At 71.7% G+C, this 22,900-nt stretch carries 18 protein-coding genes; 15 read left to right on the top strand and 3 right to left on the bottom strand.

The features are described 5' to 3' along the window. Window positions 1-44: 44 nt before the first annotated feature. The 3 genes from gcl to glxR are packed head-to-tail and all read left to right on the top strand — an operon-like array spanning window position 45 to window position 3,576. Window positions 45-1,835 (top strand): glyoxylate carboligase, encoded by a 1,791-nt coding sequence (gene gcl / locus D9C15_RS23150; RefSeq protein ID WP_128000831.1) that lies wholly within the window; start codon window positions 45-47, stop codon window positions 1,833-1,835. Between the two features lie 16 nt (window positions 1,836-1,851). Beyond that, the gene (gene hyi / locus D9C15_RS23155) at window positions 1,852-2,649 is read left to right on the top strand and encodes a hydroxypyruvate isomerase (protein ID WP_128000832.1); all 798 of its coding nucleotides are present in this window, start codon (window positions 1,852-1,854) and stop codon (window positions 2,647-2,649) included. Between the two features lie 27 nt (window positions 2,650-2,676). Beyond that, on the top strand, window positions 2,677-3,576 hold the full coding sequence (glxR, locus tag D9C15_RS23160; protein ID WP_128000833.1) for a 2-hydroxy-3-oxopropionate reductase: 900 nt from the start codon (window positions 2,677-2,679) through the stop codon (window positions 3,574-3,576). On the opposite strand, the gene D9C15_RS23165 is transcribed toward glxR, so the two are convergent. Further along, window positions 3,577-4,896 carry an OmpA family protein gene (locus D9C15_RS23165; protein ID WP_128000834.1) on the bottom strand — a complete coding sequence of 440 codons (1,320 nt, stop codon included), beginning with the start codon at window positions 4,894-4,896 and terminating at the stop codon, window positions 3,577-3,579. An 85-nt stretch (window positions 4,897-4,981) separates the two neighbouring features. Here D9C15_RS23165 and D9C15_RS23170 point away from each other — a divergent pair, with 85 nt between their 5' ends. From D9C15_RS23170 to D9C15_RS23175, 3 genes are all read left to right on the top strand, one after another. Then, window positions 4,982-6,283 (top strand): glycerate kinase type-2 family protein, encoded by a 1,302-nt coding sequence (locus D9C15_RS23170; RefSeq protein WP_128000835.1) that lies wholly within the window; start codon window positions 4,982-4,984, stop codon window positions 6,281-6,283. 93 nt (window positions 6,284-6,376) lie between these two features. Beyond that, complete coding sequence (locus tag D9C15_RS33495; protein WP_164886823.1) at window positions 6,377-6,592, top strand: hypothetical protein; 216 nt, start codon at window positions 6,377-6,379, stop codon at window positions 6,590-6,592. Between the two features lie 85 nt (window positions 6,593-6,677). Beyond that, entirely contained in the window at window positions 6,678-7,862 is a 1,185-nt protein-coding gene (locus tag D9C15_RS23175) for a GGDEF domain-containing protein (RefSeq protein ID WP_164886824.1), read from the top strand. On the opposite strand, the gene D9C15_RS23180 is transcribed toward D9C15_RS23175, so the two are convergent. Beyond that, window positions 7,823-8,560: an aspartate/glutamate racemase family protein gene (locus D9C15_RS23180; RefSeq protein ID WP_128000837.1), complete on the bottom strand. Its 738-nt coding sequence runs from the start codon at window positions 8,558-8,560 to the stop codon at window positions 7,823-7,825. The genes D9C15_RS23175 and D9C15_RS23180 overlap by 40 nt on opposite strands. Window positions 8,561-8,704: 144 nt before the next feature. Between D9C15_RS23180 and D9C15_RS23185 the strand changes: the two genes are divergently transcribed. From D9C15_RS23185 to D9C15_RS23225, 9 genes are all read left to right on the top strand, one after another. After that, entirely contained in the window at window positions 8,705-9,895 is a 1,191-nt protein-coding gene (locus D9C15_RS23185) for an ABC transporter substrate-binding protein (RefSeq protein WP_128000838.1), read from the top strand. Between the two features lie 29 nt (window positions 9,896-9,924). Beyond that, window positions 9,925-10,800, top strand: a complete 876-nt coding sequence (locus D9C15_RS23190; RefSeq protein WP_128000839.1) for a branched-chain amino acid ABC transporter permease — start codon at window positions 9,925-9,927, stop codon at window positions 10,798-10,800. Between the two features lie 11 nt (window positions 10,801-10,811). Continuing rightward, window positions 10,812-11,744, top strand: coding sequence for a branched-chain amino acid ABC transporter permease (locus D9C15_RS23195; protein ID WP_128000840.1), 933 nt, complete (start codon window positions 10,812-10,814; stop codon window positions 11,742-11,744). Continuing rightward, window positions 11,741-12,529 carry an ABC transporter ATP-binding protein gene (locus D9C15_RS23200; protein WP_128000841.1) on the top strand — a complete coding sequence of 263 codons (789 nt, stop codon included), beginning with the start codon at window positions 11,741-11,743 and terminating at the stop codon, window positions 12,527-12,529. Before D9C15_RS23195 ends, D9C15_RS23200 begins: the two co-directional genes overlap by 4 nt. After that, window positions 12,526-13,269 carry an ABC transporter ATP-binding protein gene (locus D9C15_RS23205; RefSeq protein WP_240668536.1) on the top strand — a complete coding sequence of 248 codons (744 nt, stop codon included), beginning with the start codon at window positions 12,526-12,528 and terminating at the stop codon, window positions 13,267-13,269. The genes D9C15_RS23200 and D9C15_RS23205 overlap by 4 nt, the downstream gene beginning before the upstream one ends. A gap of 3 nt (window positions 13,270-13,272) precedes the next feature. Then, window positions 13,273-14,001 (top strand): GntR family transcriptional regulator, encoded by a 729-nt coding sequence (locus D9C15_RS23210; protein ID WP_128000842.1) that lies wholly within the window; start codon window positions 13,273-13,275, stop codon window positions 13,999-14,001. A 129-nt stretch (window positions 14,002-14,130) separates the two neighbouring features. Then, a complete protein-coding gene (locus tag D9C15_RS23215) occupies window positions 14,131-18,930 on the top strand; it encodes an NAD-glutamate dehydrogenase (RefSeq protein WP_128000843.1) in 4,800 nt (1,599 codons plus the stop codon). 60 nt (window positions 18,931-18,990) lie between these two features. Then, a complete protein-coding gene (locus D9C15_RS23220; protein WP_128000844.1) occupies window positions 18,991-19,476 on the top strand; it encodes a helix-turn-helix domain-containing protein in 486 nt (161 codons plus the stop codon). Continuing rightward, a complete protein-coding gene (locus D9C15_RS23225; protein ID WP_128000845.1) occupies window positions 19,469-21,697 on the top strand; it encodes a VIT domain-containing protein in 2,229 nt (742 codons plus the stop codon). The genes D9C15_RS23220 and D9C15_RS23225 overlap by 8 nt, the downstream gene beginning before the upstream one ends. On the opposite strand, the gene D9C15_RS23230 is transcribed toward D9C15_RS23225, so the two are convergent. Further along, window positions 21,687-22,841: an ABC transporter substrate-binding protein gene (locus D9C15_RS23230; RefSeq protein WP_128000846.1), complete on the bottom strand. Its 1,155-nt coding sequence runs from the start codon at window positions 22,839-22,841 to the stop codon at window positions 21,687-21,689. The two genes, D9C15_RS23225 and D9C15_RS23230, sit on opposite strands and share 11 nt — an antisense overlap. Window positions 22,842-22,900: the final 59 nt, after the last annotated feature.

The following is a 22,900-nucleotide window of genomic DNA, read 5'->3' on the forward strand; positions in this document are numbered from 1 at the left end:
GCCGACCATCGGCGCCAATCGGATTCACACTCAAGGAGACTTCCATGGCGAAGATGAAGGCCGCGTTGGCGGCGGTGCTGGTGATGGAGAAGGAAGGCATCAGCCAGGCCTTCGGCGTGCCGGGCGCGGCGATCAACCCGCTGTATGCCGCGCTGCGCGAGCGCGCCTCCATCGCCCACGTGCTGGCGCGCCACGTCGAGGCCGCCTCGCACATGGCCGAGGGCTACACCCGCGCCAGGGCCGGCAACATCGGCGTGTGCATCGGCACCTCGGGCCCGGCCGGCACCGACATGATCACCGGGCTGTACTCGGCCAGCGCCGACAGCATCCCCATCCTGTGCATCACCGGCCAGGCGCCGCGTGCGCGGCTGTACAAGGAGGATTTCCAGGCGGTGGACATCGAGTCCATCGCCAAGCCGGTCACCAAGTGGGCCGTCACGGTGCGCGAGCCGGCCCAGGTGCCGCGCGCCTTCCAGCAGGCCTTCCACCTGATGCGCTCGGGCCGCCCGGGCCCGGTGCTGATCGACCTGCCGTTCGACGTGCAGATGGCCGAGATCGAGTTCGACATCGACACCTACGAGCCGCTGCCGGTCTACAAGCCCGCGGCCACGCGCAGGCAGGCCGAAAAGGCGATCGACATGCTGCTCGCGGCCGACAAGCCGCTGATCGTGGCCGGCGGCGGCATCATCAACGCCGACGCGTCCGGGCTGCTGGTCGAGCTCGCCGAGACGCTCGGCGTGCCGGTGATCCCGACGCTGATGGGCTGGGGTGCGATCCCCGACGACCACCCGCTGATGGCCGGCATGTGCGGCCTGCAGACCAGCCACCGCTACGGCAACGCCACGATGCTGGCGAGCGACTTCGTGCTCGGCATCGGCAACCGCTGGGCGAATCGCCATACCGGCTCGACCGAGGTGTACTGCAAGGGCCGCACCTTCGTCCACGTGGACATCGAGCCGACGCAGATCGGCCGCGTGTTCTCGCCCGACTACGGCATCGTCAGCGACGCCAAGAGCGCGCTCGAGCTGTTCGTGCAGGTCGCGAAGGAGCGCAAGGCGGCCGGCACGCTGAAGAGCTACGCCGACTGGGCCGAGCGCTGCGCCGAGCGCAAGAAGCTGATGCACCGCAAGACGCACTACACCGAGACGCCGATCAAGCCGATGCGCGTCTACGAGGAGATGAACGCCTCGTTCCCGCGCGACACGATCTACGTCACGACCATCGGCCTGTCGCAGATCGCGGCGGCGCAGTTCCTGCACGTCTACGGCCCGCGCCAGTGGATCAACTGCGGCCAGGCCGGCCCGCTGGGCTGGACCATCCCCGCCGCGCTCGGCGTGGTGGCCGCCGACCCGACGCGCACCGTGGTCGGCATCTCGGGCGACTACGACTTCCAGTTCCTCATCGAGGAGCTGGCGGTCGGCGCGCAGTTCCGCCTGCCCTACGTGCACGTGCTGGTCAACAACAGCTACCTCGGCCTGATCCGCCAGAGCCAGCGCGGTTTCGAGATGGACTACTGCGTGCAGCTCGCCTTCGAGAACCAGAACGTCGACGACCCGGCGCTCAAGGGCTACGGCGTCGACCACCAGGCGGTGGTGCAGGGCCTGGGCTGCAAGAGCCTGCGTGTGACCGACCCCGAGAAGCTGCAGGGCGCACTCGCCGAGGCCTCGGCGCTGGCGCGCCAGCACAGCGTGCCGGTGGTGGTGGAGGTGATCCTCGAGAAGGTGACCAACATCGCGATGGGCACCGAGATCGACAAGGTCAACGAGTTCGAGGCGATCGACTGCCGACACCCCGAGGGCACCAAGGGCCTCGAGCTCGCGGGTCTTCTCGACTGATTCCGGAGAGCACGCCATGCCCCGCTTTGCCGCCAACCTCTCGATGCTCTTCACGGAGGTGCCCTTCCTCGACCGCTTCGAACGCGCCGCGCGCGCCGGCTTCGGCAGCGTCGAGTTCCTGTTCCCCTACGCGCACACGCCCGGCGAGGTGGCCGCGCGTGTGCAGGGCAACCGCCTGAAAGTGGTGCTGCACAACCTGCCCGCCGGCGACTGGGAGGCCGGCGAGCGCGGCATCGCCTGCCTGCCCGACCGGGTGGACGAGTTCCGCGCCGGCGTCGGCAAGGCGATCGAGTACGCCACCGTGCTGGGCGCGCCGCAGCTCAACTGCCTGGCCGGCAAGGTGCCGCTGGGCGCGGGCGAGGAATCGCTGCGCAAGACCTTCGTGGCCAACCTGCGCTATGCCGCCGCCGAGCTGAAGAAGGCCAACCTGAAGCTGCTGATCGAGCCGATCAACACCTACGACATCCCGGGCTTCTACCTGAACCGCACCGCGCAGGCGATCTCCGTCATCGACGAGGTCGGCGCGGACAATCTGTTCCTGCAGTACGACATCTACCACGCGCAGCGCAGCGAAGGCGAGCTGGCCGCGACGATGGAGAAGCACCTCGCGCGCATCGCCCACATCCAGGTGGCCGACAACCCCGGCCGCCACGAGCCGGGCACGGGCGAGATCAACTATGCCTTCCTGTTCAAGCGGCTCGACCAGCTCGGCTACCGCGGCGCAATCGGCTGCGAGTACAAGCCGGCGTCGACCACCGAGGCCGGCCTCGGCTGGCTCGAGCAGGCGCGCCGCACGCTGCGCGCCACGACCTGACCTTCACCTCACGACCCCGAGAACCACATGACTTCCTCGCCTCTCAAGCTCGGCTTCATCGGCCTGGGCATCATGGGTGCGCCGATGGCGCTGCACCTGCTCAAGGCCGGCCACCAGCTGTTCGTCTTCACGCACGGCAAGCTGCACCCGGAGATCGCCGCCAGCAGCGCGACGCAATGCGTCAACGCACGCGGCGTGGCCGAGCGCGCCGACATCGTGTTCACGATGGTGCCGGACACGCCGGACGTCGAAAGCGTGCTGTTCAGCGAGACCGGTGTCGCCTCCGGCCTGACGAAGGGCAAGATCGTCGTCGACATGAGCTCGATCTCGCCGATCGCGACCAAGGAGTTCGCCAAGCGCATCAACGCGCTCGGCTGCGACTACCTCGATGCGCCGGTCTCCGGCGGCGAGGTGGGCGCCAAGGCGGCCTCGCTCACGATCATGGTCGGCGGCCCGCAGGCGGCCTTCGACAAGGTGCTGCCGCTGTTCCAGCTGATGGGCAAGAACATCACGCTGGTGGGAGGCAACGGCGACGGCCAGACGACCAAGGTCGCGAACCAGATCATCGTGGCGCTGAACATCGCCGCCGTCGGCGAGGCGCTGGTGTTCGCCAGCAAGGCGGGGGCCGATCCGGCCAAGGTGCGCCAGGCGCTGATGGGCGGCTTTGCGGCCAGCCGCATCCTGGAGGTGCACGGCGAACGCATGATCAAGCGCACCTTCGACCCGGGCTTCCGCATCGGGCTGCACCAGAAGGACCTGAACCTGGCGCTGCAGGGCGCGCGCGCGCTCGGCGTGGCGCTGCCCAACACCGCCAACGCCGCCCAGCTGATGCAGGCCTGCGCCGCCAACGGCATGCAGGACCTGGATCACTCCGCGCTGGTGCGCGCGCTCGAGCTCATGGCCAACCACGAGGTGGCCAAGGCCTGATCAGCAGCCGACGACCTTGAACTCGACGCGGCGGTCGAGCGCGTCCGACGCGTCGTCGCGCCCGTTGCCGACCATGGTCTCGCGCGAGCCCCGTCCGTTGGCGATCATCCGGCCGGCGAGGATGGGGCTCGTGCGCTCGATCTGCCCCTTGACGTACTCGGCGCGCAGCAGCGAGAGCCGCTCGTTGACCGGCTCCGGTCCGGTGGCGCTGGTATGACCCACCACCTCCAGGCAGGCCTTGCGCTCGCCCGCGCGCGAGGCGATCTCGCTGAGCCACATCGGGTAGGGCGCCGCGCCGGCACGGGCGTCGTTCCAGAACGCGGTCGAACCCGGGCGGAACAGGAACTTCACGCCCAGGCGCTTCGCGTCCAGCCCCTGGTCGACGATCTGGCCGAAGGCGCGCGCCGCGTCGTTGCGCCGGCCGAGCTTCAGGTTGGTCAGGTACAGGCCGGTGTAGGTGCGCAGCTGGCGGCCCACCGGTGTGCGCAGCACGGTGTCGTAGAGCGACAGCGCGTCCTTGTAGCGACCGGCGTCGTAGGCGTCCATCGCCTCGGCGAGCATCGAGGCGACCAGGATGCGGTCCACGTACAGCGGGTGGATAGGGTCGCCCGCGCGCGTGCCCTGGCAGGTGCGGATGTAGCCCAGCGTGGCCGGGTCCTCGGCCCAGGCGGGCGCATCGCGGAACGCGGCCGTCGGCGTGATGTCCACGCCCTCGGCCTTGGCGAACGCGAGGCCCTTGCTGACCAGCTTGCCCGTGCGCAGATCCGCGAGCGCGAAGCAGATGCGGAAGGCCTCGCGCGTTCCTTCGGTCTTGCGCTCGGCGTTCACGCCGGTGAAGGTGCCGATCAGCACCAGCGGCGACTTCGCCACCGTGCCGGTGTTGAACGGCTGCAACTCGTAGCGCTGCTCGTAGCGTTCGCGGATCAGCCCGGCCAGGCGCCGGCCCATGTCCTGCGTGGCCTTGGACTGCATGCCGGTGACGCCGTCGATGAGCGGATCGATCACCACCGGGTATCGCGCACCGGGGTCGGCCAGCTGGGCCTTGCCGAGCAGGTTGGTGGCGGCGCTGAGCACGGCCTCGTCGAAGGGCAGGATCGGCGGCGGCGGGGCCGCCGGGGCCGCGGCCGGTGCTGCCGGGGCGGCGGCGGGGGGCGGCGCGGGCGCGGCGGCCACCGGCGCGGCGGGCGCCTGCACGGCGGGCGATGCGGCGGGGGACGCGGCGGGGGACGCGGCGGGCGGCACGGCGCAGCCGGCCAGCCACAGGGCCACGAGCAGTGTCGCGCCGCCTGCCAACCCAGCGCGCAGATCGATTGTCGTCATCACGAGCCACTCCAAGTGCGGTGCGCCGATGGTGCACCATCGACGCCGCGTTGTCCTCCCCCAGCACCCTCTCGATAATCGACGCATGAACATGGAATCGCACCAGACCGACCCGCGCGCATTTCTTCGCTCGCTGTACGACGCCGCGGTGGCGCGTGCGCTGCCCGCCGAGAACACCGCCGCATGGCTGCCGCCGCCGCCGAAAGGCCGCACGGTCGTGATCGGCGCCGGCAAGGCCGGCGGCGCGATGGCCGCGGCGGTCGATGCGCTCTGGCCGGCCGGCGCGCCCTTGTCCGGCCTGGTGGTGACGCGCTACGACCACGTGCCGCCCGCCTACCGGGCGCGGCCGGGCCGCATCGAGGTGGTCGAAGCCTCGCACCCGGTGCCCGACGAAGCCGGCCGGCAGGCGGCCGCGCGCATCCTGGCGCTGGCCCAGGGGCTGACGGCCGACGACCTGGTGCTGTGCCTGGTCTCCGGTGGCGGTTCCGCGCTGCTCTCGCTGCCCGCGCCCGGGCTGACGCTCGAGCAGAAGCAGGAGATCAACAAGGCACTGCTGAAGAGCGGCGCCGCGATCGACGAGATGAACTGCGTGCGCAAGCACCTCTCGGCCATCAAGGGCGGGCGGCTCGCGGCGCTGTGTGCGCCGGCACGGGTGGTGACGCTGCTGATCAGCGACGTGCCGGGCGATGCGCCGGAAGTGATCGCCAGCGGGCCCACGGTACCCGACCCGACCACCTGCGCCGACGCGCTGGCCATCCTGGAGCGCTACGGCATCCCGCTGCCGGCGGCGGCCCGGGTCGGCCTGGAGACCGGCAGCTTCGAGACGCCCAAGCCGGGGGACCCGCGCTTCGCCGGCCACCAAGTGCACATGATCGCCACGCCGCAGCAGAGCCTGGAGGCGGCCGCCGCGCTGGCCCGGCGCGCCGGGGTCGACGCGCACATCCTGTCCGACGAGATCGAGGGCGAGAGCCGCGAGGTCGGCAAGGTGCATGCGGCGCTGGCGCGCGCGGTCGCGCGGCGTGGCGCCCCGTTCGCGAAGCCCTGCGTGATCCTCTCCGGGGGCGAGACCACGGTGACGGTCAGGGCCAAGGGCGGGCGCGGCGGGCGGGCCACCGAGTTCCTGCTCGGCTGCGCGATCGCGCTGCAGGGCGAGCCCGGGGTGCACGTGCTGGCGGCCGACACCGACGGCATCGACGGCGTGGAGGACAACGCGGGCGCCATCGTCGCGCCCGACACGCTGGAGCGTGCCGCCGCGAAGGGCCTGAAGGCGCAGGACTACCTCGACCGCAACGACGCCTACAACTTCTTCGCGCCGCTCGGCGACCTGGTCGTGCCCGGGCCGACCTTCACCAACGTCAACGACTTCCGCGCCCTGCTGGTGCTCTGACGCAACCTGCACGGGCCTCCATTCCGGGGGGTGGAGTCCGTCACGAGCCGGCGTAGATTCTTCGACGCTGAGGCTTGCCGGGAGGAGAGGGTCATGCTGACCGCTGTCGCGCTGATCGTGGGTGCCATCGTGGCCTGGCTCGCGGTCGACCATGTGCTGATCACGCTCAAGGAGCGGCGCGAGCAGGCTGGCCATGCCTGGCACGGCCGCGGCCCGGGCACCACCTTCCACTCCACCGGCTTCGAGGACACCGTGCCGCCGCACGAGGTGGTCGAGGCGGTGCGCCGCCGCAGCGCGGTCCGTACCTAGAAGTCTGCGCGGCAAAAACCCGGGCGTCTGCCCCAGGAGCGGGCTGGGGCTCTTGTCAGGCTCGGCCGGGATAATCGCCGGACCCATGGATCCGGTCACCCTCGTCATCGTCCTCGCGATCAATCTTGTCTGCGTCGGCGGCCTGTTCCACCTGATCGGTCGCGGCATGCCGCCGCGCAGCGGCCTGCAGCACTGGAGCGCCGGCGCCGTGCTGTTCGGTTGCGCCTACGTGGCTCGGCTCGCTGCCGGCCTGTCCAACCCGCAGGCCTGGATGCTGCTGCTGGACGCGGCGATGCTGCTCGCGGCCCTGCTGTTCATCGGCGGCCTGCGACGCTTCCTCGGCCGGGCGGCGCCGACGGCGACCCAGCTCGCCGCGCTGATCGTCGGCTTCCTGCTCGCGCAGGGCGCCATGGTGGCGGCGGCCGGGCAGGGCGGTCGATATGCGCTGCTGAACCTGGCGCTCGGCCTGGCCTACGCCGTGCTGGTGATCGACAACCTGCGCGCCCTGTCGCGCGAGGGCCGCCCGCTGCGCGCCCCGCTGATCGTGCTGACGCTGGTGATGGGCCTGCTGGCCGCGCTGACCGTGGTCCGCGGGGTGCACATCGCGCAGCGCGGCGTCGAGGTGATGTACCGCGGCGGCTTCGCGCAGGCCTACTACGTCTACGCCTCGCTCGCCGCGGTGCTGCTCGGGCTGAACCTGCTGTGGATGGTGTTCGTGCGGCTGCACCGCCAGCTCGCCGAGCTGGCCTCGCGCGATGCGCTGACCCGGGTGCTGAACCGCAACGGCCTGGACGAGGTGCTGGCGCGGCATTTTGCCGCCCGCAGCGTGCAGCCGCTGACGCTGCTGCAGGTCGACATCGACCACTTCAAGCGCATCAACGACGAACACGGCCACGCCGCCGGCGACGCCGCGCTGCACGCGGTGGCGCAGGCGCTTGCGCGCGCGGTGCGTGGCAGCGACTTCGTCGCCCGCGTCGGCGGCGAGGAGTTCCTGGTCGGCTGCGTCGGCGGCGACGCCGGCACGGCGGCCGCGCTGGCCGAGCGGCTGCGCGACGCGGTGCGCTCGCTCGCGCTGCCGACGCCGGACGGCAGGGCGCCGATGCGCTGCACGGTCAGCGTGGGCATCTCGCAGCCCTGCACCAGCCGCGCGGGCTGGGACGCCGCCTGGCGCGAGGCCGACCGCGCGCTCTACGCCGCCAAGCGCGCCGGGCGCGACCGCGTGCTCTCGGCTCAGCCCCCCGGGGCCCAGGGCGCCAGCATGCCGGCGTAGGGCTTGCGCAGCGGCGCGGCGTAGTCGCCGCGTTTGCTGGTGCCCAGGCCGATGCGCACCAGCGCCTCGGCGGTGGCCACCGCGGCGGCCACGCCGTCGATCACCGGCACGCCGAGTTCGCCGGAGAGGCGCCGGCACAGGTCGGCCATGCCGGCGCAGCCGAGCACGATCGCGCCGCAGCCGTCCTCGGCCAACGCACGGCGGCATTCGGCCAGGATGGTGCGGTAGGCGTCGCTGGCCGGGTTCTCCAGCTCGAGCACCGCGATCTCGCAGGCGCGCACGCGCCGGCACTGGGCGCGGGCGCCGTACTTGTCGAGCAGGTGCTCGGCGATCACCACGGTGCGCTGCAGCGTCGTCACCACCGAGAAGCCGGTGGCCAGGTACCCGGCCGAACGCATCGCGGCCTCGGCGATGCCGATCACCGGGCCGCGCGCGATCTCGCGGGCCGCGTCCAGCCCCGGATCGCCGAAGCAGGCGATCACGTAGGCGTCGACGCCGTCGCGCTCGCCCTTTTTCACCTCGTCGAGCAGGCCCAGACAGGCCATCGCCTCGTCGTAGTGCCCTTCGATCGACACCGGCCCGTGCGCCGGGCTGACGGCCTCGATCTCGACCCCCGGCGACACCGCCGCGCGCGCCGCGTGCGCGATCGTCTCGGTCATCGACCAGGTGGTGTTGGGGTTGATCACCTTGATGCGCATGAGCGGCTCCGTGAAGTTTGCCTGCGGGAAAGTACCAACTATGTCCGCAAGACTCTAGGCTAGATTGTATGCAATCTCAAGCCGTGAATGTCAGCAAGCGAGCTCGAGAGCACACCGAACGAACCCTGAGGAAAGGACCTCCCGATGAAGCAAGTTCTCCGCCCGACCCTGCTGCGCGTGGCCTTCGCCAGCAGCCTGCTGCTCGCCGGCGCGGCCCACGCGCAGGAGGTGCTGAAGATCGGCGTCAACGGCGTGATGTCCGGCGAGGCCGCCTCCTGGGGCCTGGTCAACAAGTACTGCGCCGAGACCACGGCCGACCTCTACAACGCCAAGGGCGGCGTCGAGATCGGCGGCAAGAAGTACAAGCTCGAGATCGTCGCGCTGGACGACAAGAACGACCCGAAGATCTCGGTGACCAACGCCGAGAAGCTCACCAGCCAGGGCATCAAGTACGTCATCGGCCCGAACATCGACACCACCGCACTGGCGGTCAAGCCGGTGATGGAGCGTGCCAAGGCGATGAACTTCCCGTACGCCTTCGCCAAGGAGCTCTACAAGGCGCCGGCCAACGCCTCGGTGCTGGGCATGGTGGCGAGCTACCAGGTCGGCCCGATCATGTACGACTACCTGAAGGGCAAGAAGGGCGTGAAGTCGATCGCCTTCCTGGCGCGCAACGAGTCGGACGCGAAGAACCAGCAGGTCGAGGGCGTCGAGGCCGCGAAGAAACTCGGCCTGTACGTGGTGGCCGCGAACGAGAGCTACGAGCCCGGCACCAAGGACTTCATGCCGGTGATGACCAAGATCATCAAGACCAAGCCCGACCACATCGTGCTCTCGGGCGTGGCGCCGGCCGATGCGCCGCTGCTGAACAAGGCGGCGCGCGACCTCGGCTTCAAGGGCACGATCTCCACCGAGACCGCGCAGGACGCGAAGATCCTCGCGCAAGTGGCCGGCGCCAAGGCGGCCGGCTTCATGAGCGTGGGCGGCGCCTCGACGCCGGAGATCCAGTCCGACGAGATGAAGGCCTTCGCCGAGGCCTACAAGAAGCGCGTCGGCGAGTGGAACGACGAGGCCGGCACCAAGGTGTACGCGCTCGAGCTGATCCTCGCGGTGCTGAAGAAGAACCCGGCCGCGATGAACGACGTGGAGGTGTTCAAGAAGGAGATGGCGACCTTCTCGATGACCAACCCGTATGTCAAGGGTGGCACGACCAAGCTCGAGTTCACCGGCAACGCCGACTTCGGCCGGCGCAGCCAGGTGGGCGTGCCGCTGGTGGTGAACGAGTTCGACGGCAAGGAGTTCAAGACCTTGTTCGTCGGCACCATCAAGAACTGACCGGCGACCGAACACGAAAGGCGCCAGCCATGGCCCAGGTCCTGATCAACGGTGCGGTGCTGGGCTGCGTGTACGCCCTCATCGCGCTCGGCCTGACGATGGTGTTCTCGATCATGCGGGTCGTGAACTTCGCGCACGGGCAGATGTACATGCTCGGCGCCTTCGTCGTGTACTACCTCTACGGCGAGTACGGCGCGCCGTTCTTCGTCGCGCTGCCGGCCGCCGCCGCGGTGCTGGGCGTGGTGGGCGTGCTGTTCAACCGCTTCTTCTTCCAGCCCGTGCTCGCCAACGCGACGCGCGAGGAGAACTCGATGCTGATGGCGGTGGGCACCGCGCTGCTGCTCGAGAACCTCGCGCTCACTGTGTTCGGCGAGAAGCAGCGCGGCGTGCCGCCGGTGGTGGACGGCGCGTTCATCTTCGGCGACGTGGCCGAGGGCGGCGCGATCCTGACCTACCCGAACGCGATGGTCGCGCTGCTCGCGGTGGTGGCCATCGTCGGGCTGCTCGCCTTCGTGCAGTACACCCGGCCCGGCCGCGCGCTGCGCGCGGTGGCGCAGGACAAGGAGGCTGCGCGCCTGCAGGGCGTGGACGTGAAGGCCACCACCACGCTCGGCTTCGCGATCGGCGCCGCGCTGGCGGGCCTGGCCGGCGGGCTGCTGGTGACGACCTACGGCGTCAACTCCGGCGTCGGCACCAACATCTCGACCAAGGCCTTCATCATGATCATGATCGGCGGGGCCGGGGTCACGCAGGGCGCGATCGTCGGCGGCGTGCTGCTCGGCTTCGCCGAGGCGATCGGCTACGACCTGCTGCCCGGCAGCGTGACCTACCTGCTGATCTTCGTCGCGATGATCGTGTTCCTGGTCTTCAAGCCCAACGGGCTCTACGGCAAGCCTTGGGGCTGAAGGAGGCCACCATGAATCCCCTGAAGAAACGCGACCTCACCATCGCGCTCGGCTTCCTCGTCGTGCTGGCGTTCCTGCCGCTGGCGCTCGGCGGCTCGCGCTACCTGCTGTCGGTGCTGATGAACTGCGCCGGGCTGTCGCTGATCGCCTTCGGCGTGTGGATCACCTTCACGATCGGGCGCATCAACATCTGCCAGGCCGGCTTCGCGCTGATCGGTGGCTACGCGACGGCGATCCTGCTGTCGCGCTTCGGCCTGAGCTTCTGGCTCGCGCTGCCGCTGTCGGCGCTGGTCTCGGCGGCCGCGGGGGCCGTGATCGGCAGCTTCATCCTGAAGCTGCGCGGCATCTACTTCTCGATGCTGACGATCTGCCTGACCGAGGCGATCCGCCTGGCCTTCCTCAACGGCGGCGACTTCACGCAGGGCAGCAAGGGCATCACCGGCCTGCCGCAGCCCTTCGAGGGTGATTCGCCGCTGCCGATGTACTACCTGGCCGTCGCGCTGCTGGGTGTCGGGCTGCTGGTCACCTGGCGGGTGCACTACTCGCGCCTGGGCCGCATCTTCCGCGCGATGCGCCTGAACGAGGACCTGGCCGAGAGCTTCGGCACCAACGTCTGGCGCTACCGCGTCGTCGCGTTCTCGATCGCCTGCGCGCTCGGCGGCCTGGGCGGCAGCTACTTCGCGGTGTTCACGCAGAGCGTCTACCCGCAGAGCTTCACGGTCGAGCACAGCATCTACTACATGCTGTTCTGCTTCCTCGGCGGGCTGGAGTTCGTCTCCGGCGCGATGATCGGCGCGTTCGCGCTGACCATCCTGTTCGAGCTGCTGAGCCAGTTCCAGCAGTACCAGACCCTGATCTACGGCGTGCTGATGATCGCGGTGATCCTGCTGCTGCCCAACGGGCTGATGGCGATCCGCGCGGCCACGAAGGAGGGTCGGGCATGAGTGCACCCATCCTGGAGGCGCGCAGCATCACCAAGCGCTTCGGCGGCCTGACGGCCAACGAGGACGTCAGCCTCGTGCTTCCGGCCCCGGTGGGCCAGGTGATCTCGGTGATCGGCCCGAACGGCGCCGGCAAGAGCACCTTCTTCAAGATGCTCTCCGGCTTCCTCAGGCCCAGCAGCGGCCAGGTGCTGCTGCACGGGCAGGACATCACCGGCATGCCGCCGCACCGCATCGCCAGGCTGGGCCTGGTGCGCACCTTCCAGGAAACCACGATCTTCCCGGACCTGACGGCGATGGAGCATGTCTCGCTGGCGCACCAGCTGCACCGCGAGGCCAGCGACCTGGAAGTGGTGCTGGGCGCACCACGCGCCAAGGGCGACGAGATCCGCCTCGGCGAAAGCGCACGCGAGATCCTCGAGCTGATGGAACTCTCGGCCAGCGCCGACGTGGCCGCGCGGCATCTGCCGCAGGGCCTGCTGCGCCTGCTGGGCATCGCGATGGGACTGGCGGCGCGGCCGCAGGTGCTGCTGCTGGACGAGCCGTACGCCGGCCTGAACCCGGAGGAGACCAACCGCGCCGTCGCCATCACGCGCAAGATTGCCGCCTCCGGTGTCTCGGTGCTGCTGGTCGAGCACGACATGAAGGCGGTGATGGCGATCAGCGACCGCATCCACGTGCTGTACTTCGGCAGGAAGATCGCCGAGGGCACGCCCGAGGAGATCCGCAACGACCCGAAGGTGATCGAAGCCTACCTGGGCCAGGAAGACGAGGAGCTGGGGCTGTGAGCGCCGTGAACGGAACCCCGCACCTCGAGCTGACGAAGGTCTCGCTGCGCTACGGCGAGGTGCGGGCGCTGGAGCAGGTCTCGCTGAGGGTGCAGCGCGGCCAGATCGTCGCGCTGATCGGCGCCAACGGCGCGGGCAAGTCCTCGTCGCTGCGCGCCATCACGGGCCTGCGCAAGGTGGCCGGCGGCGAGGTCAAGCTCGAAGGCCGCACGATCAACTCGAAGGACCGGCAGGAGCCGGCGCATGCCCTGGTGCGCCAGGGGGTGGCGATGGTGCCGGAAGGCCGCCACGTGTTCCCCTACATGAGCATCAAGGACAACCTGCTGATGGGGGCCTACACGCGCAGCGACAAGGACGGCATCGCCGCCGACCTGGAGCGTGTCTGCGAACGCTTCCCGCTCCTGAAGGAACGCTTCCACCAGCAGGGCTCCAGCCTGTCGGGCGGCGAGCAGCAGATGGTGGCGATCGGCCGCGCGCTGATGGCGCGCCCGAAGCTGCTGCTGCTGGACGAGCCCTCGCTGGGCATCGCGCCGCAGGTGATCCGCCTGATCGGGCGCAGCCTGCGCGAGATCAACCAGGCCGACGGCATCACCATCGTGCTGGTGGAGCAGAACAGCCGCATGGCGCTGGCGCTCTCCTCCTACGCCTACGTGCTGGAGACCGGGCACGTGGCGCTGGAAGGCCCGTCGCAGGAGCTGATGCACAACGACCACGTGAGGCGCCTGTACCTCGGCGGATAATGCATGCCATCCCCCGGGCCCACCGACGACGACGTGAGCGAGCTGAGCAACCAGGAGATCTACGAGCGCATCTACGCGGCGATCAGCGACCGCCGCCTGCTGCCCGGCACCAAGCTCAGCGAGGAGCGCCTTGCGCAGGCGTTCCACGCCAGCCGCACGCGCATCCGCGAGGTGCTGATGCGGCTGTCGCAGGAGCTGATCGTCGAGCTGCACATGAACCGCGGCGCCTTCGTGGCCCGGCCGAGCGAGCGCGACATGCAGCACGTGTTCGAGGTGCGGCGCGCGCTCGAGCGCGCCATCGCCGCCCAGCTGGCCACGCGCTACGCCGGCCAGGCGCTGGCGCCGATGCGCGGCCATCTGGAGGCCGAGGCGCGCGCGCGCGCGGCGGGTGACCGCGCCGAGCTGGCGCGCCTGACGGGCATCTTCCACGTGCGCCTGGCCGAGATCACCGAGAACCGGCTGTTCTCCGACAACCTGCGCCGCCTGGTCGCGCTGACCAGCCTGGTGATCGCGCAGTACGACGCGCAGGCCCACAGCGCCTGCCCCGAGCACGAACATGCCGACATCGTCGAGGCCATCGAAGCCGGCGACGCGCGCCGCGCCGAGAAGCTGATGCTGACGCACCTCGACCACGTCGAGGCCGGCATCCAGCCGCCCAGCACGCCGACGCGCGGCATCGACTTCGAGCAGATCTTCGGCACCGCGCCGGCCAAGGGCAGCAAGGCGCGCTGACACGCCGTGGGCGCCCGGGTGGCCTAGGCCAGCCCATGCATCGAACGGTGCAAGCCATGCGCATCAGGCATGGCTGCGGCGGACGCACGGGCGTAAGCTCCGCGGACACGAAAACAACGAGGAGACACCATGTCGCCCGCCCCCGATTCGCTGCGCCAGGAGCGCGCCGAGGCCGTGCTCGCGCTGGCCGCGCCGGCCGCGGCGCAGCGCCCCGGCTTCGAGACCTTCGTGCAGGCCCACCTGCGCCAGCTCGACCTCGACGACCTGGCCGAGCGCTCCGCGGAAGACCTGTACGGCGCGCTGCTGGCGCACTGGCAGTTCGGCGCGCAGCGCCTGCCGGGCCGGCCCAAGGTGCGGCTGCTGAACCCGAGCGTGGAGGAGCAGGGTTGGGCCTCGCGCCACTCGGTGCTGCAGATCGTCAACGACGACATGCCCTTCCTGGTGGATTCCGCCAGCGCCGAGATCCACCGCCACGGGCTGACGCTGCACCTGATCGTGCACCCGATCTTCGGCGTGACGCGCGACGCGGCCGGCCACCTGCAGTCGCTGCAGCTGCCCGGCGACGCGCCGACGGCCCGCGGCGAATCGTGGATGCTGGTCGAGATCGACCGCATCGTCGACGCGGCGCAGCGCGCCGAGCTGGTGGCCGGCCTCGAGCGCGTGCTCGCCGACGTGCGCGCCGCGGTGGAGGACTGGCAGCCCATGCTGGACCGGCTGGCCGAGGCCGAGCGTGAGCTCGCGCTGGCCCCGCCCGTGCTCGACGCCGAGCTGGTGGCCGAGAGCCGCGCCTTCGTGCAGTGGCTGTCCGACGACCATTTCACGCTGCTGGGCTACCGGCGCCACGACCTGGTGCTCGCCGAGGGCGGCGCCGACGCGCTGCAGCTCGTGCCCGGCAGCGGGCTGGGCGTGCTGCGCGAGGCGGCCGGCGAGGGCACGGCGCCGGTGCCGCTGCCGCCGGGCGCCGGCGCGCTGGCACGGGCCCCGGCGCCGGTGCTGATCGTCACCAAGGCGAACACCCGCTCGACGGTGCACCGTCCGGGCTACACCGATTACGTCGGCATCAAGCGCTACGACGCACAGGGCCGCGTGGTGGGCGAGCACCGCTTCCTGGGCCTGTTCACCGCCACCGCCTACTCGGCGCGGGTGGCCGAGACGCCGCTGCTGCGCGGCAAGGTCGAGGCCCTGGCGCGGCGTGCCGGGCTGCCGCCGGGCGGCCACCTCGCCAAGGCGCTGGACCACATCCTCGAGACCTTTCCGCGCGACGAGCTGTTCCAGATCGCCGACGACGACCTGTACGAGACGGCGCTGGGCATCCTCGCGCTCGGCGAGCGGCAGCGCCTGCGCCTGTTCGTGCGGCGCGACCCGTTCGACCGCTTCGTCAGCTGCCTGCTCTACGTGCCGCGCGAGGCCTACTCGACCGAGCTGCGCGTCAAGTGCCAGCGCCTGCTCGGCGAGGCCTTCGGCGGCAGCGCGGCCGACTTCGAGGTGCAGCTCGGCGACATCGCGCTGGCGCGCATCCGCTTCACGATCCGCACCACGCCCGGCGCCGTGCGCGAGGTGGACCGCCGTGCGCTCGAGGCGCGCCTGGCGCAGGCCGCGCGGCGCTGGCCCGACCAGCTGCGCGACGCGCTGGTCGAGGCCGAGGGCGAGGCGCGTGGCCTGGTGCTGTTCAAGCGCTGGGCGGCTGCCTTCCCGGCCGCCTACCGCGAGCGCGTGAGCCCGCGCGCCGCGGTGGCCGACGTGCGCAAGGTCGACGCCCTGACGCCCGAGGCGCCGCTCGCGCTGGCGCTGTACCGCCCGCTCGGCGCGGCGGCCGGCCAGCTCGGCTTCAAGGTCTACCGGCTCGGCGAGCCGGTGGTGCTGTCCGACAGCCTGCCGATGCTCGAGCACCTGGGCGTGCGGGTGCTGGCCGAACACTCGGCCCGGCTGGAAGGCAGCGACGCGGCGATCGGCATCTACGACTTCGAGCTGAGCGCGCCGGGCAGCGAGGAGCAGGAGCCCGACACGCTGGCGCGCCTGTTCGAGGACACCTTCGCGCGCGCCTTCCGCGGCGAGATCGAGAACGACGGCTTCAACCGCCTGGTGCTGCGCGCCGGGCTCGCCGCTGACGAGGTGGTGGTGCTGCGGGCCTACGCCAAGTACCTCAAGCAGATCGGCTTCGCGATCTCGCAGGCGGCCATCGAGGCCACGCTGGTGGCGCACCCGCGCATCGCGCGCATGCTCGTGCTGCTGTTCAAGCTGCGCTTCGACCCGGCCGGCCGCGACGCCGAAGGCGAGCGTGCCCAGGGCAATGCCATCGAGCAGGCGCTCGAGAAGGTGGCCAACCTGTCCGAGGACCGGGTGCTGCGCCAGCTGCTGGCGCTGGTGCGCGCCACGCTGCGCACGAACTTCTGGCGCACCGGCACCGGCCACACCGGCGCCCCCGGGCCGCGGCGGGCGTTCCTGTCGTTCAAGTTCGAGTCGGCCAAGGTGCCGGGCCTGCCCGAACCCCGGCCGCTGTACGAGATCTTCGTCTACGCGCCGAGGTTCGAGGGCATCCACCTGCGCGGCGGCAAGGTGGCGCGCGGCGGCCTGCGCTGGAGCGACCGGGCGGAAGACTTCCGCACCGAAGTGCTCGGTCTCGTGAAGGCGCAGATGGTGAAGAACACCGTCATCGTGCCGGTGGGCAGCAAGGGCGGCTTCGTGCTCAAGAAGGCGCCGCCGGCCGGCGACCGCGACGCCTTCATGAAGGAGGGCGTGGCCTGCTACCAGGACTACCTGCGCGGCCTGCTCGACCTGACCGACAACCTGGTCGGCGGCCAGGTGGTGGCGCCGCCGCAGGTGGTGCGCCACGACGGCGACGACCCCTACCTGGTGGTGGCGGCCGACAAGGGCACCGCCACCTTCTCCGACTTCGCCAACGCCGTCAGCGCCGAATACGGCCACTGGCTGGGCGACGCCTTCGCCTCCGGCGGCAGCGCCGGCTACGACCACAAGGGCATGGGCATCACCGCGCGCGGCGCGTGGGAGAGCGTCAAGCGCCACTTCCGCGAGCTGGGCGTGGACACGCAGTCGCAGCCCTTCACGGTGGTGGGCGTGGGCGACATGAGCGGCGACGTGTTCGGCAACGGCATGCTGCTGTCGCGCCACATCCGGCTCGTCGCGGCCTTCGACCATCGGCACGTGTTCCTCGACCCCGATCCGGACCCGGCGGTCTCGTTCGCCGAGCGCGAGCGGCTGTTCAAGCTGCCGCGCTCGAGCTGGGCCGACTACGACCTGCAGAAGATCTCCGCCGGCGGCGGCGTGTGGGCACGCGGCGAGAAGTCGATTCCCCTGTCGCCGCAGGTGCGCGCGGCGCTGGGCATCACGGCCGAGCGGCTCACGCCCAACGAGCTGCTCTCGGCCATCCTGGCCGCGCCGGTGGACCTGCTCTACAACGGCGGCATCGGCACCTACGTGAAGGCGAGCGACGAGACGCATGCCGAGGTCGGCGACCGCGCCAGCGACGCGATCCGCATCGACGGCCGGCAGCTGCGCTGCAAGGTGGTGGGCGAGGGCGGCAACCTCGGCTTCACCCAGCGCGGCCGCATCGAGGCGGCGCAGGCGGGCGTGCGCATCAACACCGACGCGATCGACAACTCGGCGGGTGTCGACACCTCGGACCACGAGGTCAACATCAAGATCCTGCTCGGCCTCGCGGTGGCCGACGGCGAGCTGACCGTCAAGCAGCGCAACACGCTGCTGGCGCAGATGACCGACGACGTGGCGGCGCTGGTGCTGCGCGACAACACCTTCCAGACCCAGTGCCTGTCGGTGCTGAACCGGCTCGGGCCGCGGCTGCTCGACGCCGAGATCCGCTTCATGCGCTTCCTCGAGCGCCAGGGGCGGCTGAACCGGGCGGTCGAGTTCCTGCCCGACGACGACGAGCTCGCGCAGCGCCAGGCCCACGGCGAGGGCCTGACGACGCCCGAGCGCGCGGTGCTGCTGGCCTACTGCAAGATGTGGCTGTTCGACGAGATCCTCGCCAGCGACCTGCCCGAGGACCCCTGGGTCGGCACCGCGCTGGCGCGCTACTTCCCGGCGCTGCTGCGCGAGAAGTTCGGCGCCTGGATCCCGCGCCACCCGCTCAAGCGCGAGATCGTCGCCACGCACGTGCTCAACAGCATGGTCAACCGCGTCGGCATCACCTTCACGCACCGCATCATCGAGGCCACCGGCGCGAAACCGGCGCAGGTGGTGCGCGCCTACCTGGCGGCGCGCGAGGTGTTCGGCCATGTCGCGCTGTGGCAGCAGGTCGAGGCGCTCGACAACCGGGTGCCCGACGCGCTGCAGGCCGAGCTGCTGATCGAGGAAGGCTGGCTGACCTCGCGCGCCACCACCTGGTTCCTGCGCAGCCGGCGCCTGGCCGACCCGATGGAGCAGACGGTGGCGCGCTTCACGCCCGCGGTGGCCGCGCTGCGCGATCGGCTCGAGCCGGCCGAGGCGGCGCAGCCGCGCACGCAGGGCTGGATAACCGCCGGCGTGCCGGCGCCGCTGGCCGCGCGCATCGCCTGTGCCGACGGCCTGGTCGCGGCGCTCGACGTGGCCGAGGTGGCCGAGGCCGCGCAGCGCCCGCTGCCCGAGGTGGCCGAGGTGTTCGCCGCGATCGGCGCGCGGCTCGGCCTGGCGCGCCTGCGCGTCCAGATCGACGCGCTGCCCGGCGGCAGCCACTGGCAGGGCCTGGCCAAGGGCGCGCTGCGCGACGACCTGGCCGGGCTGCAGCGCGCCATCACGCAGGACGCGGTGTCCGGCGGCGAGGGCAGCGCGGCGCAGCGCCTGGCCGCATGGGAGGAGCGCAACGCCGCGGTGCTGGAGCGCGCCGGCAAGCTGCTCGTCGAGCTGGCGGACGCCAAGTCGGCCGACCTCGCGATGCTGTCGGTGGCCCTGCGGGAACTGCGCCACCTGGCCTGACGAGGGGCAGGGCAGATTTAAGACAGTTGACTGTCTGAAATAACTGTCTGATACTGGCGCATGCCCGCCAGTCCTGCCCCTGCCGACCCCGAACGCTTCTCGCTCGACGAGCTCGCGGCGCGGGCCGGCCTGACGCCGCGCACGGTGCGCTACTACATCGCCGAGGGGCTGGTCTCGCGCCCGGCGGGGGAGAAGCGCGGCGCGCACTACCTGCGCCGCCACCTCGAGCAGCTGCTGCTGATCCGGCGCTGGACCGAGGCCGGCCTGAGCCTGGAGCGGGTGCGCGAGCTGATCGCCGGCGCGCCCGACGACCCCCCGCCGCGCCGCGCCGCGCCCGGTTCGGTCGAGGTGTGGAGCCGCGTCACCCTGGCCGACGGCGTGGAGCTGCACCTCGAACCCGGCCGCGCCGGCCTCGCGCCGGAGCAGGTGCGTGCCCTGGTGCGGGGCGTGACGGCGCTGTACCGGGACATCCGTGCAGCCGACGCGGCGCCCGCGCCGCCGGCCGCTTCCCTGCCCCTTCCGACCCGGGAGAACGACGATGCCTGAATCACGAGAACATGCCTTCCAGCTGTGCTGCCGCCATCCCGCGATGCCTGCTCCCGTGCTGACCGGGGTGCGGCTGGAGGGCCGGCTCGACGCGGTGCTGTTCGAGCAGACGCTGCAGCAGTCCTACCGCAACGACGGGCCGCGGGTGCTGGAGGTCGTCTACACCTTCCCGCTGCCGGCGCAGGCCGTGCTGCTCGGCTTCGCCAGCACGCTGAACGGGCGCCGGCTCGAGGGCGTGGTCACGCAGCGCGGCCGGGCCGAGGCGCGCTACGAGGCCGCGCTGGACGAAGGCGACGCGCCGGTGCTGCTCGAGGCGCTGGGCGACGGGCTGTACACCGCCAACGTCGGCAACCTGCAGCCCGGCGACGAGCTGGCGATCGAGCTGCGCTTCGCCGAACTGCTGCGCTTCGAGCAGGGCCGGCTGCGCATCGCCATCCCGACGACGATCGCACCGCGCTACGGCGATGCCGGCGCTGCCGGCCTGCAGCCGCAGCAGGTGCCGGAGAGCCGGCTCGACGTCGAGTACCCGCTCGAGTGCCGCCTCGCGATCGGTGCCGCGCTCGCCGGGGCGACGGTCGAATGCCCGACGCATGCGGTCACGCTCGAGGCCGCCGGCGGCGAACGCTGCCTGCGCCTGGCCGGCCGCGCCTTCCTCGACCGCGACCTGGTGGTGCTCGTCACGCCGCGCGAACCGCGCCCGTCGCTGCTGGTGCAGGGCCACGACGCGGCCGAGGGCGCCGCGGCGCAGGTGCGCCTGGCCGCACTGCAGCTGCCCGCGGCGACGGCCGACGCGCCGGTTGCACTGAAGCTGCTGGTGGATTGCTCCGGCTCGATGGCCGGCGCCGCGATCGACTCGGCGCGCAGCGCACTGCGCGGGCTGCTCGCGTCGCTCGACGAGCGCGACCGCGTGGCGCTGACCCGCTTCGGCTCCTCGCCCGACGTGCTGGCCGGGCTCGCGCCGGCCGGTGCGGCCACGCTGCGCCGCCTCGCGCCGGCGGTCGACGGCCTGCAGGCCGACCTGGGCGGCACCGAGATGGCGGCCGCGCTCGAGGCCGCGTTCGCGCAGCCCGGCGGCGCGGCCGACGTGCTGCTGATCACCGACGGCGAGATCTGGGACACCGACGGCGTGGTCGCCGCGGCGCGCCGCGGCGGACAGCGCGTGTTCGTGATCGGCGTCGGCCACTCGCCGGCCGAGGCCCCGCTGCGGCGCCTGGCCGAGGCGACCGGCGGGGCCTGCGAGTTCGCGACGCCCGGCGAGGCGCTGGCGCTGGCGGCGCAGCGCATGCTGCAGCGCATGCGCCAGCCGCGCCGCAGCGGGCTGCGCATCGACTGGGGGGCCGAGCCCGCCTGGCAGCTGCCGCTGCCGCAGGGCCTGTTCGACGGCGACACGCTGTTCGCCTGCGCCGGCTTCGCCCGCGCTCCGGCCGCCGGGGTGCGTCTGCTCGACGGCGCCGGGCAGGCGCTCGCGGCCACCGAAGCCCAGGCCCCGGTGGCCGGCGACACGCTGGCCCGCCTGGCGGCGGCGCGCCGCTGGGCCGAAGGCGGTCACGACGCCGCGTTCGCGGTGCGCTACCAGCTGCTGACGGACCAGACCCATTGCGTGCTGGTGCACGAACGCGCGGCGGCGCAGAAGGCCGGCAAGGCGGCCGAACTGCACCGCGTGGCCTCGATGGGGCTGTTCGGCGCGCTCGAGGCTCATATCGGCGCGAGCCCGGAGATGCGGCTGAAGCAGGGCGGTGCGGTGCGCTACGCACTGGGCGCGCCGCGGCGTGCGGGGCTCGGCTTGGACGCGCTGGACGGGGAGGTCCGCTTGAGCATCTGCGCCGGCGCGCCGGATACCCTGCGGGAGATGCTGGCGCGCGCCGCCGCCGATGCCGCGGCCGGACGCTCGCCCGCCGAAGTGGCCGAGCGGCTGGTGGCGCGGACCCTGCACGACGATGTGCAGGGCGCGATCCAGGCCGCCTGCCGTCAAGGCCTGGATCTGGCCACGGCCGTGGCTGCGTTGCTGCGCTGGATCCTGTCCCGGCCCGGTGCGCCGGCGGTGGCAGCGCTTGCCGCGTGGCTGGATCGCGCGCTGGCCGCCGCCGAGCCCGCCGCGCTGGCCGCGGCCCGGGCCGAGATCGAGGCGCTGCTGTCCGGCTGCACGCTGGACGGCTGGACCTCGCGCCGGGCGCAGCGCCTGCGGCAGGCGCTCGGCCGCGCCGGGGGCGTCAGCTCATGAAGCGCCCGCCGCTGCCGATCACCGCCACGTCGACGAAGTGGCTGCCCTCGCGCTGGCCCTTGCCGAAGCCGATGCGCAGGCCGCCCAGGTCGAGCGCGTCGACCTGCTCCAGGGCCGCGACGATGGCGGCGCGGCTCGGCGCCGACCCGGCCCGGCGCAGGCCCTCGGCGAGCACGCGCGCGCCGACGTAGCCTTCCAGGCTCGGCAGCGAGAAGTCTGTCGACCCGGAGGCCTCCATGTCGGCCTGGTAGCGGCGCACGATCTCGTATTTGGTCGCCACCGGCGACGGCACGACGATCGAGAAGCCGAGGCCGCGCGACAGCTCGCCGAGGTCGCGGATGTTCTGCGCGCTCATCGCGATCGACAGGCCGTAGATCGTGCTGGTGCTGCCGGTCTTGCGCAGCGCGCGCACGAACAGCGGCGCCGTGCCGGCCCCCAGTCCCATGATGACCACCTGCGGCGCCGCCTTGGCGATCTCCTGCGCGGCGGGCTCGACCTCGGGGCTGGTCGTGCCGGGCGTGGTCGCGATGACGGCCGGCTTGATCCTGTGCTTCTCGCACGACGCGGTGAAGGCCGCCAGCAGGCCGGCGCCGAGCGGATCCTTGGGGTGCACCAGGCCGAGTTGCGAGATGCCCAGCGTGGTGGCGGTGGAGATCAGCTTCTCGACCTCCTGCTCGTAGTTCGCCCGCACCCAGAAGGTGTTCGGCGACGGCTTCTTGCGCAGTGCCACGGTGCCGGTGTTCGGCCCGACGATGGCCATGTCCTTGACGGCGTCCATGGCCGCCGCCGTCTGGCGCGTTCCGAGCGGGTGCAGCAGGGCCAGCACGGTGGGGTCGGCCTGGAAGGCCAGCACGTTCTGCTTCGCGATGTCGGGGTTGAACTGGTCGTCGGCCATCACGAGCTCGACCTTCGCGCCGCCGATGCCGCCGGACCGGTTCACGGCGTTGAAGAAGGCCGTCGACCCCTGGAACAGGCCGGCGCCGTTGACCTTCTCCGGGCCGCTGTTGGCGAAGGTCGAACCGATGCGGATCACGCGACCCTGGGCCCGTGCCGGGGCGGCCAGGCAGGCGGCCCCGGCGCCGGCCAGGCACAGCAGGTCGCGGCGGCGCAGCAGGGGGACGGGGCGGCGGAGTCGGTCGGTCATCGTGGGCTCCAGCGGGCGGTTGTCGGGCGATCGCGGCGGAGTGTGCCGCCGGCGATTGC

The sequence above is a fragment of the Piscinibacter defluvii genome (assembly GCF_004011805.1).
In the GTDB taxonomy this organism is placed as follows: Bacteria; Pseudomonadota; Gammaproteobacteria; order Burkholderiales; family Burkholderiaceae_C; genus Piscinibacter; species Piscinibacter defluvii.

Excerpts from the sequence above, each read along its gene's own strand:
- gcl (WP_128000831.1), top strand. The coding sequence starts at position 45 with ATGGCGAAGATGAAGGCCGCGTTGGCGGCGGTGCTGGTGATGGAGAAG.
- hyi (WP_128000832.1), top strand. The coding sequence starts at position 1,852 with ATGCCCCGCTTTGCCGCCAACCTCTCGATGCTCTTCACGGAGGTGCCC.
- glxR (WP_128000833.1), top strand. The coding sequence starts at position 2,677 with ATGACTTCCTCGCCTCTCAAGCTCGGCTTCATCGGCCTGGGCATCATG.
- D9C15_RS23165 (WP_128000834.1), bottom strand. The coding sequence starts at position 4,896 with ATGACGACAATCGATCTGCGCGCTGGGTTGGCAGGCGGCGCGACACTG.
- D9C15_RS23170 (WP_128000835.1), top strand. The coding sequence starts at position 4,982 with ATGAACATGGAATCGCACCAGACCGACCCGCGCGCATTTCTTCGCTCG.
- D9C15_RS33495 (WP_164886823.1), top strand. The coding sequence starts at position 6,377 with ATGCTGACCGCTGTCGCGCTGATCGTGGGTGCCATCGTGGCCTGGCTC.
- D9C15_RS23175 (WP_164886824.1), top strand. The coding sequence starts at position 6,678 with ATGGATCCGGTCACCCTCGTCATCGTCCTCGCGATCAATCTTGTCTGC.
- D9C15_RS23180 (WP_128000837.1), bottom strand. The coding sequence starts at position 8,560 with ATGCGCATCAAGGTGATCAACCCCAACACCACCTGGTCGATGACCGAG.
- D9C15_RS23185 (WP_128000838.1), top strand. The coding sequence starts at position 8,705 with ATGAAGCAAGTTCTCCGCCCGACCCTGCTGCGCGTGGCCTTCGCCAGC.
- D9C15_RS23190 (WP_128000839.1), top strand. The coding sequence starts at position 9,925 with ATGGCCCAGGTCCTGATCAACGGTGCGGTGCTGGGCTGCGTGTACGCC.
- D9C15_RS23195 (WP_128000840.1), top strand. The coding sequence starts at position 10,812 with ATGAATCCCCTGAAGAAACGCGACCTCACCATCGCGCTCGGCTTCCTC.
- D9C15_RS23200 (WP_128000841.1), top strand. The coding sequence starts at position 11,741 with ATGAGTGCACCCATCCTGGAGGCGCGCAGCATCACCAAGCGCTTCGGC.
- D9C15_RS23210 (WP_128000842.1), top strand. The coding sequence starts at position 13,273 with ATGCCATCCCCCGGGCCCACCGACGACGACGTGAGCGAGCTGAGCAAC.
- D9C15_RS23215 (WP_128000843.1), top strand. The coding sequence starts at position 14,131 with ATGTCGCCCGCCCCCGATTCGCTGCGCCAGGAGCGCGCCGAGGCCGTG.
- D9C15_RS23220 (WP_128000844.1), top strand. The coding sequence starts at position 18,991 with ATGCCCGCCAGTCCTGCCCCTGCCGACCCCGAACGCTTCTCGCTCGAC.
- D9C15_RS23225 (WP_128000845.1), top strand. The coding sequence starts at position 19,469 with ATGCCTGAATCACGAGAACATGCCTTCCAGCTGTGCTGCCGCCATCCC.
- D9C15_RS23230 (WP_128000846.1), bottom strand. The coding sequence starts at position 22,841 with ATGACCGACCGACTCCGCCGCCCCGTCCCCCTGCTGCGCCGCCGCGAC.